Here is a 13643-nt window from a genome sequence, read left to right on the forward strand (position 1 = left end):
CCGGTTGCATGGCGTCGTCTCGCGGCGCGCATTGTCATCACCTCGCCATCCGGAAAGTCGTGGTTCCATGTCCAGCTCTGTCGACCGCAGCACTGTCGATGCCGCTGCCGCGGTCGAGCGGAGTAGTACGGCAGGACCCAGGCTGCGCGGCGTAGTACGTGTGTCGTTGCCGCTGGCCTCGGTCGCGGTGTTCATCGTGGTGTGGCAGCTGGTGGCTGCCTGCCACATATGGAACGAGACGTTCGTGCCGTTTCCGTCCACGGTGTGGCGCGCATTCGTCGAGACCTCCACCACGCACGACGGCGTCCGTGGCTATCAGGGTTACCTGTTGTGGGAGCACCTGTACATGACACTGCGGCGGGTGCTGGCCGGCGTGGGAGTCGGGGTTGCCGTCGGGGCGGCGGCGGGCTTGGCGATGGGCACCGTCGGCTGGCTGCGGCGGGTGCTGGAGCCGTGGCTGACATTCTTGCGTGCGTTGCCGCCGCTGGCGTACTTCTTCCTGCTGGTGATCTGGCTCGGCATCGATGAGGCACCGAAGATCACCCTGCTCGCGTTGGCCGCGCTGCCGCCGACCGCCGTCGCGACCACATCGGCGGTGCTGGCCGCGCCGGTCGGGCTGATCGAGGCGGCCCGAGCCCTCGGTGCCACCCGAGGTCAGGTCATCCGCGATGTGATCGTGCCCGCCGCCGTCCCGGAGACGTTCACCGGTATTCGGATCGCGGTCGGTATCGCGTACTCCTCGGTGGTCGCCGCCGAGCTGTTCAACGGCATGCCCGGCATCGGCGGCCTGGTCAAGGACGCCAGCAACTACAACAACACCTCGGTGGTGCTGGTCGGGATCTTCGCCATCGGAGGGTCCGGCCTGCTCATCGACGCACTGCTGCGTCTGATCGAACACCGCGTTGCCCCGTGGAGAGGGAAGCTGTGAAACACAAACTGCTGCAGTCGATTGCGGCGCTGGTAGGGGTGGCCGCGCTAGGACTGTCGGGTTGCGCGATCGATCACTCCGGGCAGGACGCCGGCAAACCTACCATTCGCCTGGCGTACCAGTCGTTTCCGAGCGGCGACCTGATCGTGAAGAACAACCGGTGGCTCGAGGACGCGCTGCCCGGCTACAACATCAAGTGGACCAAGTTCGACTCCGGCGCCGATGTCAATACCGCATTCCTCGCCAGGCAGATCGACTTCGGTGCGATCGGCTCCAGCCCGGTTGCCCGCGGCTTGGCCGCACCGTTGAACATCCCCTATCAGGTGGCGTTCGTGCTCGATGTGGCCGGCGAGAACGAGGCCTTGGTGGCGCGCACCGGCACCGGTGTCAAATCGATCGCGGACCTGCGCGGCAAGCGGGTAGCGACCGCATTCGCGTCCACCTCCCACTACAGTCTGCTGGCGGCGCTCGGACGCGCGGGACTGTCCGCATCGGACGTGCAGCTGATCGATCTGCAGCCGCAGGCGTCGCTGGCTGCCTGGCAGCGCGGCGATATCGATGCGGTGTACACCTGGCTGCCGACCCTCGACCAGTTGCGCGCCTCCGGTAAGACACTGATCACCAGCAAGGAACTGGCTGCCGCCGGCAAGCCGACCCTCGATCTCGGCGTGGTGTCGAAACAGTTCGCACAGGGGCACCCGGACGTCGTCGACGCCTGGCGCCAGGTGCAGGCTCGCGCACTGCGAACCATCAAGGATTCACCTGAGCAGGCCGCCGAAGCCGTGGCCGCGCAGATCGGCACGAGTCCCGTCGAGGCGGCCGCGCAGCTGCGCCAAGGGAGTTTCTTGACCACTGAGCAGCTGGCCACCCCGGAGTGGCTCGGCACCGAAACCGTGCCGGGCAACGTGGCCGCCAACCTGCATAGTGCCGCGGAATTCCTGGCCAACCAGCAGCAGATCCCGTCGGTGCCGCCGTTGTCGGTGTATCGAGATGCGCTGTATGTGAAGGGACTTCCGAATGTCCTCGGTTGAGGCGACCACCACACCCGCAGCAGATTCCGCCACGGTGGAACAGACCGGCGGCATCCGGATCCGGAATCTGACGCATCGCTACGGTCGCGGTCCGGGAACCGTCACCGCGCTGGGGCCGATCGATCTCGAAGTCGCGGCCGGCGAATTCCTGATGCTCGTGGGGGCGTCGGGATGCGGTAAGAGCACCCTGCTGCGCATTCTGGCCGGGTTCGAACCGGTCCGCGACGGGCAGGTAGAGGTGGGCCGAGCCGCACCCGTGCCCGGCGTCGGCTCCGGTGTGGTCTTCCAGCAGCCACGTCTGTTCCCTTGGCAGACCGTGGGCGGCAATGTCGAGCTCGCACTGAAGTATGCCGGTGTGCCGCGCGAGCTGCGGGCCGCGCGCCGTGATGAACTGCTGGCACGGGTCGAACTCGACGATACCGCCGCGCGGCGGGTATGGGAGATCTCCGGGGGCCAGCAGCAGCGTGTCGCCATCGCCCGCGCCTTGGCCGCGAACACCTCGCTGCTGTTGCTGGATGAACCGTTCGCCGCGCTCGACGCGCTGACACGGGATCGGCTGCAAGACGACCTACGCCGGGTCAGCGCTGAATCGGGAAGGACGAACGTGTTCGTGACGCACAGCGCCGACGAGGCGGTATTCCTCGGTTCGCGGATCGTGGTGTTGACCAGGCGACCGGGGCGGATCGCGCTGGACCTGACGGTGGATCTCCCGCGCAGCGGTGTCGACCCCGATGAACTGCGGGCCTCGGCACGGTTCGCACAGCTACGCCGCGAGGTCGCGAGCGCGGTGAAAGCAGCAGCGGCATGACAACGACGACCCGATTGCACGGCGATCTCGAATTCACGCCGCTGGGACCGGATTTCGGTGCGGAGGTGACCGGTGTCGAAGTCAGCGAGGCAGGCGACGAGCAGGTAGCGACACTGCGCGCAGCACTGACAGAGCACAAGGTGCTGATTCTGCGCAATCAACGTCTCGATGACGCCGCGCATATCGAGTTCGGTCGACGACTCGGCGAATTGACCGCGGGGCACCCGGTGCACGACAGCGGTGCCGTACCACCAGAGGTCTACGCCCTCGACAGCCAGGACAACGGATTCGCCGATGTGTGGCACACCGACGTCACCTTCATGCCGCGCCCGCCGATGGGCTCTATCCTGCGCCCGGTGGTGCTACCGCTCAGCGGCGGCGACACCAGTTGGGCCGATACACAATTGGCGTACCGATCACTGTCCGAGCCGGTACGCCGGCTGGTCGACGAGCTGACCGCGGTGCACGACGGCACCCGCGAATTCGGCTACTACCTGGCCCAGCGGCGCGGTGGAAGAGGCAACATCTGGGACGGCAAACCCGTCACCACTCTGCGACCGGTCGAACACCCGGTGGTGCGGGTGCACCCGGAATCCGGCCGCAGGGGCCTATTCGTGAATCCGGGTTTCACCTCGCACATCGTGGGAGTATCCGACGCTGAGAGCCGCGGCATTCTCGACCTGCTGTACGCCCATCTGACCAAGCCCGAACACGTCGTACGGCACCGGTGGCGGTTGGGTGATCTGGTGCTGTGGGACAACCGCAGCACCCTGCACTACGCCAACCGGGACTACGGCACGCAACACCGCGTCATGCACCGCATAACCCTGCGCGGCGACATCCCGGTGGGGCCGTCCACCCGCTGACCGCCTGGCGCGGTCCTCGCTGGCGTATGTGATCCTCGACGGGAAGATCTTCCCCGCTGACCACTGTGGCGAGAAAACCACCAGCGTGCAAGGCACGCAGAACGACCTGTGGTACTCCGCGAAAGCCCATGAGCACGGCGGCAACATCCAAGCGCTCTGCGCACCAGATGGTTTCCCGCTGTGGGTAGCCGATGTCGAGCCCGGCTCCGTGCACGACGTGACCGTGGCGCGTGAGCATGTACTCGGCGCCCTGTACTGGGCCGCATCCCACCTCGATCTGCCCACACTGGCCGACGGCGGCTACACCGGCGCCGGTATCGGGGTACACACTCCGATCACACAGCCCGCCGGCGGGCAGACCCTCGACGCGGACAACCACACCTACAACGCCCTCCTACGCGGGCTGTGCTGCCTGGGCGAACGCGGCTTCGCCGTGCTCACCGGCCGCTGGCGCACCCAGCACCACATCACCGCCAGCCCCACCAGGATCGGCGACATCGTCAAAGCCGCACTCGTACCCACCCATTTCGAACACCGCCGATCGAACTGAAAGTTGGTGACAGCACCTCTTTGCCAACTTCGCCGCTAGGTCCAGGAGTGTGAGCCGTTGCCCTGCGTCAACTCGGGCCCTCGAAGGTAGCGAGGACCCACGCCATCTCCAGAGCAAGCAGCGTGAACGATGCCGCTGCAGCGATGCCGAACGGGCGCGTGTGTCTGCTGACGGACGCTGCGACGCAGATCGCGAATACCACCATGAAGGCGACGATCCAGCTCATCCAAAATCCAGTCACGCCGACACCGTGTCCGATGGGTCCATGGGGATCGGTGATGCCGAAAGCCCGTTGGAGTCTTAAGGCGGTCGGAAAGAGGTAGAAACCCACCATCCCGCCGGTGGCAATCCCACCGACAACCTGCACGATGCCGATGAGCTGCGTTGCAGGTCTGCGCTTGTCGTCCGTACGGGACATTCATCTCCCCGATCGCTTATTACATTGCCCGCGTTGTGAAATCCATAGGTAGGCCGCTGGTTTCGTGATCACTCTTGCCGATCGGCCTTAAGGAATCCTTAATGACAGGTAAGCACGGTGGACCGGTCGCGGATCCCGCACAAGCACTTTCTGGCCGCAGCGCATCGAGACCGCCCGGACACGGCATACCGGCGTACCGCCGAAATCAACCGCCGAGCCTTGCTGAGATCACCTCTATGAGCCCGCCACCGGTGTGGAGCATGCGGTGACAGTGGGTAAAGAATTCCCGATAGGCTGCTGTGCGTTCCTGCCGAGACAATCCGAATCGCTCGAAATGTTCGAGCGCGCCGATACAGAAGATGACGTCGTACCTGCGGTCGGGGCGGTGCGCATTCCAGTGTTCCAAGCGAACGTCGATCCGGCCTGCGGCGTGGGTGCGGACGTAGTCGTATTGGTCTCGACTGAGGGTGAGGCCGGTGATGTGGGCCTGCTTGTGCCTGTCGGCTATTCCCCGCATCAGACTTCCCCAGCCACACCCGATGTCGAGCACTCGTTCAGCGCCGGTGATGCGGGCTTGGGCTATGAGGTAGTCGAGTTTTCGTTGCTAGGCGCGGTCGAGGTCGTCGCCGTCCGCCCACAACGCGCACGAGTAGGTCATGCTGGTGTCCAGCCACAGCCGGTAGAATTCAGTTCCGATGTCGTAGTGATGCCGGACCGCATCCGACGACGCACCCTGGTATTCACCGATCTCCGATGTCATCACGAATCTCCACAGTTTCTGGTTCTACCCGGTGTGCGCGCGGGTAGATATCAGTGCCGTGCTGTTACCTGGCCGGTGAGTGATGTCGTCACGTGAACGACCGAGTTGCTATACCGGTGCGACGGCATCCGCCAGAGGTACTCAACGGTGCACGGCCCAATTACTTTCGCATCGAAGAGGCATCGAGAGATATCAAGAACCGTGCGGCACTTCGAAAAACAAATTCCGCACGTCTACGGGTACAGGCCCGCTCTGGGACACCACAGGAGGACCCGAACCCGCCAACCGGTATATCAGCCAAATACCGCCCGAGGCAATTGATCTCATGCCCGCCCCCGCCGTCTTTCCGCGCCCTCAGGGGCGGAGAGTGAGAGAAATAAGCTCGAAACGTCATTATTCATCGACCCGAAGGCCTTTCTCGTCCAGATGGAACAACCGTCGCAATTGCACTGCGGCAGTAGCCGAACCGACCGTTCCGGCCCGCCGGCGCGGCTCCCGTGGCGCAGCGCCACATCGACCGCACTCAGCGCCAACGACACCCGACCAGTTCCCGCCGTGGCCCGAGCGTGGCGGCACCTACGCACCTGTGCGGCTCCAGTCCCGGCGGTGGCCGAACGGGTCGGGTGAAGAACCGCTCGAACACGACTCGGGACAACCCGCGAACCGGCCGCAACCGGGCACGTCGGCATCGGTCGAACTCGCCGTGCGGCAAGCTGTTTCGCCCTGATATCAACCTCAGGCGCCGCTCCACCGCTATTGAACGAGCCGTTGAATGACGGTACATTGCACATTGATATGGTCGCCATCACGTGAGTAGGTCTTCGCTATGACAACAGTTCGACCTCCGTCCGAGGCGCCAGTGGACGTACCGCATGCCGAGGATGCGGGCTACCACAAATCGCTGCGCCCACGTCAGCTGCAGATGATCGCGATCGGCGGCGCCATCGGCACCGGACTGTTCCTGGGCTCGGGCGGTCGACTGGTCAGCGCAGGCCCAGGCTTATTCCTGGTGTACGCCATCTGCGGCGTGTTCGTGTTCTTCATCCTGCGGGCGCTGGGCGAGCTGGTGCTGCATCGCCCCTCCTCCGGGTCGTTCGTCTCGTATGCCCGCGAGTTCTATGGCGAAAAGCTGGCTTTCGCGGTCGGGTGGATGTCCTTCTTCCAGTGGAGCATGACCGGGATCGTGGACATCACCGCGATCGCCACCTATGTCCATTTCTGGGGAGCCTTCGAAGCGGTTCCGCAGTGGCTGATCGCGCTCGTGGCGCTGACCCTGGTGGTCACCGTCAACCTGATTTCGGTGCGCTGGTTCGGCGAAGTGGAGTTCTGGGCGGCGATGATCAAGGTCGTCACACTGGCCACCTTCCTGATCGTCGGCACGATCTTCCTGGCCGGCCGGTCCACCATCAAGGGCGAGCACACCGGTGTGAGTGTGATCGCAGACCACGGCGGGTTGTTGCCGACCGGCTTGTTGCCACTGGTTACCGTCACGACGGGCGTCGTCTTCGCCTATGCCGCAGTGGAATTGGTCGGCACAGCCGCTGGTGAGGCGGAGAATCCGGAAAAGATCATGCCGCGGGCCATCAATTCGGTCATCGCCCGCATTGCGCTGTTCTATGTCGGTTCACTGGTGCTACTCGGACTGCTGTTGCCCTACACGGCTTTCAAGGCCGGTGAGAGCCCCTTCGTCACCTTCTTCTCGAAACTCGGCGTAGAAGGCGCCGGTTCGATCATGAACCTGGTGGTGTTGACAGCGGCCTTCTCCAGCTTGAACGCTGGCCTGTATTCGACCGGCCGGATCCTGCGCTCGATGTCGATGAACGGCAGTGCGCCGACGGTGACGTCGCGCATGTCCAAGGGTGGTGTGCCCTATGTCGGCATACTCGCGACCGGCGCGATCGCGCTGATCGGCGTCGGGCTCAACGTGGTCGTGCCGGAAAAGGTATTCGAGATCGTGCTGAACATGTCGGCTCTGGGCACCATCTCGACTTGGTCGGCGATCGTGATCTGCCAGCTGCAGTTGTGGCGCTGGTCGCGCAGCGGCAGGATGGAACGTCCGAAGTTCCAGTTGATCGGTGCCCCCTACACGAGCGTGGCGACGCTGCTGTTCCTGGCGGTGGTAGTCGCCCTGATGGCCTTCAGTGACGACGAAGTGCAGCGCGTTTCGGTGATCGCCACAGTGGTGGTCATGGTTCCGTTGCTGGTCGGCGGCTGGTTCCTGGCACGCAAGCGGGTGGTGGCCATTGTGCGGGAGCGCGAGGGAGTCACCGGTCAATTCCCGGTCCTGGCCGAGCGCCCCGCGGGTACACGAGAAGGCAGCGAGGCGGCCGTGATTCTCGACGAATAGGAGGCGGAATTCGCCTGGACTGACCGTCCGCGGCCATACGGTGACGTCTCCTCCGACCCGGCCCAGTGGCCTCCATCAACACGCCGGTCGAGTGGAGTGGAGACACGACCAGAACCACAGGGCCGTCTCTCGTCGTAGATGTGCTGCCCGAAAACACCAGGGTTCACGCCGGTCGTGCGGCGCTCGCTGGTGGCATCGCCGCCAGCGCTGAGGGTCTCGTCCGCGCCGACCAGGAACTACGTCAGCCGATAGGTGAGCATCGCGAACTGACCGAATCGCTCTACTTCGGCAAGTCGCATGCGCGAGGACGGGATTCGGCGCGGCAGCAGCGGAGCCCCGGCACCCAGGGTCACCGGGGCGATGCTCGCGATGATTTCGTCGAGCAATCCGGCGTCGTCGAATCGTCCGACGAGCTCGCCACCACCAACCAGCCAGATATTCTTGTCCCCGGCGGCTTCGGCCATCGCTTTGTGCACCGGCTCGACATCACCGGACACGAAACACAGGTTCGCACCGGACATCGCGGGCAGCTCGCGGTGAGTAAACACCCAGCATGGCATGTCGCCGTACCACTTCGCCCAAGAGTCCGGTCCATCGTTCGCGAGAATCCACTCATAGGTGGTCGCGCCCATACACATGGCGCCCACGCCCATCAGGAACGCGGAGGTGATTTCCTCGGAGCGCCCTTCGTCATCCACCTCGAATAACCAGCCCAGCGAATTGTCCTGATCCGCCAGAAAGCCATCGAGACTGGTCGCGGTGTAGTACTGAGTTGCCATGGACGCAATCGTGCCGGACTAACATGACATCTACTGTCAGGTTAGTCCGGCCGATTTGTGTCGCACCCTGGCACATGACCTGGACGGCCAAGGCAGCCAGAGATCGTGCCGGCCGGCGGGGCAATGACAGTTCTCGGCGTCGCTCAGCGGCCCGGCGCCGCGCAGCCCGCTCGTGCGAAGGGTCGTCGACCTGATTGCGCGGACCCGGCGTTCCCGCATGCGGTCCAGACGTTGGCCGCCCATGCCCAGGTCAGCGTCCGGCACATGACGCGGCTGTTCCGCGCCGAGTTCGAACGATCGCCTGCCGAGTACGTCGCTTCCACCCGCTTCGGGGTTGCCAGGGATATGCTGCATGCCGGGCACAGCGTCACCGAGGCCGCGATGGCGGCCGGGTACGGCAGCGGCGAGGCGTTGCGCCGCACCTGGTCATGCACACCCATCCCGACGAGGTCGCCACCGTCGTCGGCGAGGCCATCGACGAACTGGCCTGAGTCTTCGAATCCGCAACGCCCCAACACATTCACTCCCTATCCGAAGGAACGACAATGACAGGAAATCCGTTGAACATCTCGCTGGAGCAGGCAGCACAGGAGTTCGTCGACGCGACCTCGCAGCCCCCTTTCCTCTACCAGTTGCCCCCGGGCGAGGGCCGCAAAGCAGTGGACTCGGTGCAGGACTCGCCGATCTACAAGCCCGAAATCGACGAAGAGTGGATCACCGTCGACGGCGGACCGACCGGGTCGGTGCGGGCCCGGATCGTCAAGCCGCAGGGCGTCACCGAACCCCTGCCCGGGATCGTCTACACGCATGGCGCCGGTTGGGTGTTCGGCGACGCGCACACCCACGACCGCCTGGTGCGTGACCTCGCCGTCGGCGTGCACGCGGCCGTCGTGTTCCCCGAATACGACCGCTCGCCGGACGTGCGATACCCCGTCGCGAACGAGCAGTCCTACCGTGTCGCCCAATGGATCACCACCCATGGCGCCGAGAAGGCGCTCGACCCGTCCCGGATCGCGATCGCGGGCGACTCGGTCGGCGGTAACATGGCCATCGCGCTGACCCTCATGGCCAAGGAGCGTGGCGACGTCGCCTTTACGCAGCAGGTGCTGTTCTACCCGGTCACCGACGCCAACTTCGACACCGGCTCGTACCAGCAGTTCGCCGAAGGGTACTTCCTTACCCGCGAGGGCATGCAATGGTTCTGGGATCAGTACACCACCAGTGAGGAAGACCGCGCGCAGATCACCGCGTCGCCGCTGCGCGCCACCACCGAACAACTCGCGGGACTTCCGCCGGCGCTGGTCATCACCGCCGAAGCCGATGTGCTGCGTGACGAGGGCGAAGCCTTCGCGAGCAAGCTACGTGCCGCGGGCGTGCCCGTGATCCAGGCGCGCTACGGGGGCATCATCCACGACTTCGTCATGGTCAACTCGATGCACGATACCCACGCCGCCAAAGCCGCTGTCGCCCAAGCTGTCGCGGTGCTGCGGACCGCCTTGCACACGGCATGACCCGAGCGCTGCCCTACCGCTCGCCGCCGCGAACCCGCTGCGTGGCCTCGACAGTGACGCCGCCTATGTCGGGTCCGTCCTCGACAGCATCGAGGGCGCTTGTGTCCTCGTCGGGCACTCCTACGGCGGCAGCGTCATCACCGTCGCCGCCGCGGCGAAAGAGAACGTGACAGCGCTCGTCTACATCGCCGCGTTCATCCCCGCCGAGGGTGAAAGTGTGTTGCAACTGACCGAGAAGTACCCCGGGTCCACGCTCGGGCCGACCACCCGTCCGGTGCAGTACCCGCTACCCGACGCTGGTACGGGCACCGAACTCTATATCCGGCAAGAAGAATTCCCCGCCCAATTCGCCGCCGACGTCCCCGCCGAGACCGCCGAGCTGATGGCCGCGACCCAACGGCCGGTCGCCCTCGCCGCACTACAGGAACCGGCGACCGCGGCAGCGTGGCGGACCATCCCCGCGTTCGCCCTACTCACCACCGAGGACAAGAACATCCCGATCCAGGCACTTTCATGGTAGACCGCGCGGACGCCCACACCATCGAAATCGCGGCCTCACACGCAGTCGCCGTCTCCACTCCGAACGCTGTCGCTGACCTCATCACATCAGCGGCGAAGGAATAGACAACCCCTCCTGTCGTGTCAGGATGGCGTGATGAGCACCGCGGCAGGTCCGATCAGCGAGGAAACAGTGAAGCTGTTCATGGATTATGGACAGTTCTGTATCGATGGCGGTTTGGGAAATCCCGATGAGGAAATCGATCTCCTCGACCGTGCGCTGGCGGCGCATCCCTTTGCATCGGACGGCTTGGCCATGGTGGTGCTCAGCCCGCACCAGAACAACTTCCGGATGCTGATAACGGTGCAGGTGTGGGGTGCCCGGCCGCCGTGGGATCGGGACGAGTGGCAGCAGGTGTGCGAGGCGCGACTGCGCGTTGGCCCCGAGGGGAGCCTGTATCTGTCCTCACCCACCGACGGTGCGGCGGACTGTCCGGTTCCGGAGGGCGAATACCTGATCGAGGTCAGTGGCCGCGGATTCATCAACTACGGCTGGCCCGGATCGACCAAGCCCGGCGATGTGTGGCGGATCCGACTCTGGCCGGATGACGGCAGTGAGCCACTGCAGGCCGTGCAGTGGAGCATGCCCGGTTACGGTGTGCCGGAGGATGTTCCGATTGCCGAACGCTCCGTTTCGGCGGAAACCGAAGAGTCCGAATGGGTCACGGTCATCGACGAGGACGGTCCTCGTCACCTGCACATTTCCGAGTTCCGGGAGCAGGCCGCTGCGGCCGAGCGACAGCGCTGGGGCGGAGATCCGATACCTGAACTGCGGGATTGTTCCGGCGCCGAGGAGCTGTCCGGGTACGACCGTGCCCTCGCCGAGGCGATCGCCGCGATGGGCGAGCAGGATCTGCGGCGTTTGGCGCGCTGGTCCGCGGCCCAGGCATGCGAGAAAGCCTCGATTGCCGAAAGACCCTGGGTACAAGTCGCTTTGACGGCCTTGCAGGAAGGCCGACCGCTACCACCACCCTTCGACGACATGGAGGCCGCCTCCGCCCGACTGCACGACGAGGACTTCGGGCCGGTGGACGAGGGCGGAACCGAGCTTGTCGCATCCCTCGTCCGAGCCGATCCGCGCGAGTCGGCGCCGAATCCCTTCGACCTGGGTCCGATTCACCGGGCATCATTCGCTCTGCCCACGATCGTCGACGCCGCCGAACCCGAGGCCAGGGACGCCGCGATGACGACTCTGTATGCGACGGCGCTGGTCTTCGGCCCGGAGGTCGATGTTCTCCTGGCAGCGGTACGAACCGAGTTCGGTCTCCCACCTCGGTGATCAATCGACTGAGCACTGGCCGGGTTCGGGGCGACGAGTGCGACATTCCGTGCATCCACGATCAGCGGCATATACGGACGTCCAGCCGGCGCCGCCGACCTGGCTGCTTCGAACTACAGGCTGAAAGCGATCGAGCGCAGGATCAGCGCAACGACGAAGACCACGGTGAACGCGAGATCAATCGACAGTCCGCCTGCTCGCACCGGTCGCAGCACCCGCCGAACCGGCGCGATCACCGGCTCTGTGCAGGCATGAATGAACGGACGGGCCCGGTTCACCCACTGGGGAGGTGTCGCCAGCACCTCCACCCAATCCAGCACCAGCCGGGCGATCAGCAGCAATACGAACGCGGTCAAGAGGTACCCGAGCAGGGTTCCGATGAGGCTCATGACGAGCTCCTTCGTGATGGTCGCGCTGGACGTCTTACCAGTATCAACGCGAACGACCAGACCGAAAGTGTCGCCTTCGCGGGGTTCTCAGCCGACTATCAGGTCGGGCCGGTCCCGGGCCGAGGGCATGCCCGGAATCGCACGCAAGCTCAGGTGAGCGTGCGTGCCGCACCCTGTTCCGTTCGAGCGGCCTCGGCGGACCCCCTCCAGGGGCGGCACAACCCGCGACGAGCAGACCGGGCCTATTGCGCGGCGATCTGCCGTTTCGGCAGCTTCCAACCCGGCCGCGGAAAGTGGCATGTGTAGCCGTCGGGGTAGCGCTGCAGGTAGTCCTGGTGCTCCGGCTCGGCCTCCCAGAACTCGCTCGCCGGGGTCACCTCGGTGACCACCTTGCCAGGCCACAGGCCGGAGTCCTCGACGTCGACGATGGTGGCCAGCGCGACACGCTTCTGATCGTCATCGAGGTAGAAGATCGCCGAACGATAGCTGGTTCCGATGTCGTTGCCCTGGCGGTCCTTCGTTGTCGGATCGTGGATCTGGAAGAAGAGCTCCAGCAGCGCCCGGTAGTCCGTCCCCGCTGGGTCATAGACGATCTCCACGGCCTCCGCATGGCCAGGGTGATTGCGATACGTGGGGTGGTCGTTGCGCCCGCCGGTGTAGCCGACCCGCGTCGACAGCACCCCCGGCTGCTTACGAATCAAGTCCTGCATGCCCCAGAAACATCCGCCGGCCAGAATCGCCCTCTGCGTGTCGGTCACGCCTTCTCCTTCGTGAAGAGAGTCCTGTACTGCCCATAACCTTCCGCCTCGAGGTCATCAAGGCCGATGAACCGCAGCGCCGCCGAATTGATGCAGTACCGCAGGCCGCCCGCCGCACGGGGCCCGTCGGTGAACACATGCCCGAGATGACTGTCACCGTGCGCCGAACGCACTTCGGTGCGGATCATCAGATGACTGAGGTCCCGCTTCTCGACCACATTTCCAGCATCGATCGGCCTGGTGAAACTCGGCCACCCTGTGCCACTGTCGAATTTGTCGACCGAGGCGAACAACGGCTCACCGGACACCACATCCACATAGATACCCTGCTCGTGATTGTCCCAGTACTCGCCCGTGAACGGCCGCTCGGTCCCGTTCTCCTGGGTGACGTGGTACTGCTCAGGCGACAGGGCAGCGCCCGCCGCGGGATTCCGATTGTATTCCTGTGCCACATGACCTCCTCATATTGGCCCCCCGTACAACCCGCGCTCCGGCTCGAAAAGTCCCTACTCAGCCGGGCGTCACACTTCGGTCACCGATCGCTCAGACCGGCCGCGTTATAGCGGCATGCGCGGATATTCGACGCCGCTACGGACCGGACGAATCGGTGCGCGCTGTCCTCGTTGGAAATTTTGCCGCCGGTGCCACTAGCGTGAGGACG

The 13643-nt window shown here is 64.9% G+C and carries 15 protein-coding genes and 1 pseudogene; 10 read left to right on the forward strand and 6 right to left on the reverse strand.

Annotated features, from left to right (window positions below; genetic code table 11):
* Window positions 1-67 precede the first annotated feature (67 nt).
* The 5 genes from OH799_RS14475 to OH799_RS14495 are packed head-to-tail and all read left to right on the forward strand — an operon-like array spanning window position 68 to window position 4183.
* Window positions 68-928 (forward strand): ABC transporter permease, encoded by an 861-nt coding sequence (locus OH799_RS14475; protein WP_406280476.1) that lies wholly within the window; start codon window positions 68-70, stop codon window positions 926-928.
* Window positions 925-1959, forward strand: a complete 1035-nt coding sequence (locus OH799_RS14480) for an ABC transporter substrate-binding protein (protein WP_406280478.1) — start codon at window positions 925-927, stop codon at window positions 1957-1959. Before OH799_RS14475 ends, OH799_RS14480 begins: the two co-directional genes overlap by 4 nt.
* On the forward strand, window positions 1946-2767 hold the full coding sequence (locus OH799_RS14485; protein ID WP_406280480.1) for an ABC transporter ATP-binding protein: 822 nt from the start codon (window positions 1946-1948) through the stop codon (window positions 2765-2767). Before OH799_RS14480 ends, OH799_RS14485 begins: the two co-directional genes overlap by 14 nt.
* Complete coding sequence (locus OH799_RS14490) at window positions 2764-3633, forward strand: TauD/TfdA dioxygenase family protein (protein WP_406280482.1); 870 nt, start codon at window positions 2764-2766, stop codon at window positions 3631-3633. The genes OH799_RS14485 and OH799_RS14490 overlap by 4 nt, the downstream gene beginning before the upstream one ends.
* 28 nt (window positions 3634-3661) lie before the next feature.
* Window positions 3662-4183, forward strand: a complete 522-nt coding sequence (locus OH799_RS14495; RefSeq protein ID WP_406280484.1) for a transposase family protein — start codon at window positions 3662-3664, stop codon at window positions 4181-4183.
* Between the two features lie 67 nt (window positions 4184-4250).
* Here OH799_RS14495 and OH799_RS14500 read toward each other — a convergent pair whose 3' ends face one another.
* Window positions 4251-4601 carry a hypothetical protein gene (locus OH799_RS14500; RefSeq protein ID WP_406280486.1) on the reverse strand — a complete coding sequence of 117 codons (351 nt, stop codon included), beginning with the start codon at window positions 4599-4601 and terminating at the stop codon, window positions 4251-4253.
* A 205-nt stretch (window positions 4602-4806) separates the two neighbouring features.
* Window positions 4807-5361: pseudogene (locus OH799_RS14505) on the reverse strand (SAM-dependent methyltransferase).
* Between the two features lie 826 nt (window positions 5362-6187).
* On the opposite strand from OH799_RS14505, the gene OH799_RS14510 reads away from it, so the two are divergent.
* Window positions 6188-7708 carry an amino acid permease gene (locus OH799_RS14510; RefSeq protein ID WP_406280488.1) on the forward strand — a complete coding sequence of 507 codons (1521 nt, stop codon included), beginning with the start codon at window positions 6188-6190 and terminating at the stop codon, window positions 7706-7708.
* A 236-nt stretch (window positions 7709-7944) separates the two neighbouring features.
* Here the strand turns inward: OH799_RS14510 and OH799_RS14515 are convergent, their stop codons facing one another.
* A complete protein-coding gene (locus tag OH799_RS14515; protein WP_406280490.1) occupies window positions 7945-8487 on the reverse strand; it encodes a dihydrofolate reductase family protein in 543 nt (180 codons plus the stop codon).
* A 123-nt stretch (window positions 8488-8610) separates the two neighbouring features.
* Between OH799_RS14515 and OH799_RS14520 the strand changes: the two genes are divergently transcribed.
* The 4 genes from OH799_RS14520 to OH799_RS14535 all read left to right on the forward strand — a co-directional run bounded on the left by OH799_RS14520 (window position 8611) and on the right by OH799_RS14535 (window position 11835).
* Complete coding sequence (locus OH799_RS14520; protein ID WP_406280492.1) at window positions 8611-9036, forward strand: helix-turn-helix domain-containing protein; 426 nt, start codon at window positions 8611-8613, stop codon at window positions 9034-9036.
* Window positions 9033-9998 carry an alpha/beta hydrolase gene (locus tag OH799_RS14525; protein WP_406280495.1) on the forward strand — a complete coding sequence of 322 codons (966 nt, stop codon included), beginning with the start codon at window positions 9033-9035 and terminating at the stop codon, window positions 9996-9998. Before OH799_RS14520 ends, OH799_RS14525 begins: the two co-directional genes overlap by 4 nt.
* A gap of 37 nt (window positions 9999-10035) precedes the next feature.
* Window positions 10036-10518, forward strand: coding sequence for an alpha/beta hydrolase (locus tag OH799_RS14530; protein ID WP_406282104.1), 483 nt, complete (start codon window positions 10036-10038; stop codon window positions 10516-10518).
* Between the two features lie 135 nt (window positions 10519-10653).
* Window positions 10654-11835: a hypothetical protein gene (locus OH799_RS14535; RefSeq protein WP_406280497.1), complete on the forward strand. Its 1182-nt coding sequence runs from the start codon at window positions 10654-10656 to the stop codon at window positions 11833-11835.
* A 113-nt stretch (window positions 11836-11948) separates the two neighbouring features.
* Here OH799_RS14535 and OH799_RS14540 read toward each other — a convergent pair whose 3' ends face one another.
* The 3 genes from OH799_RS14540 to msrB form a co-directional block, all read right to left on the reverse strand.
* Window positions 11949-12224, reverse strand: coding sequence for a YggT family protein (locus OH799_RS14540; protein WP_357269897.1), 276 nt, complete (start codon window positions 12222-12224; stop codon window positions 11949-11951).
* Window positions 12225-12466: 242 nt separating this feature from the next.
* The gene (msrA, locus tag OH799_RS14545; RefSeq protein ID WP_406280499.1) at window positions 12467-12982 is read right to left on the reverse strand and encodes a peptide-methionine (S)-S-oxide reductase MsrA; all 516 of its coding nucleotides are present in this window, start codon (window positions 12980-12982) and stop codon (window positions 12467-12469) included.
* Window positions 12979-13434: a peptide-methionine (R)-S-oxide reductase MsrB gene (gene msrB, locus OH799_RS14550; protein WP_406280501.1), complete on the reverse strand. Its 456-nt coding sequence runs from the start codon at window positions 13432-13434 to the stop codon at window positions 12979-12981. Before msrB ends, msrA begins: the two co-directional genes overlap by 4 nt.
* Between the last annotated feature and the right edge of the window lie 209 nt (window positions 13435-13643).

This window comes from Nocardia sp. NBC_00881, assembly GCF_045207455.1.
Classification (GTDB): domain Bacteria; phylum Actinomycetota; class Actinomycetes; order Mycobacteriales; family Mycobacteriaceae; genus Nocardia.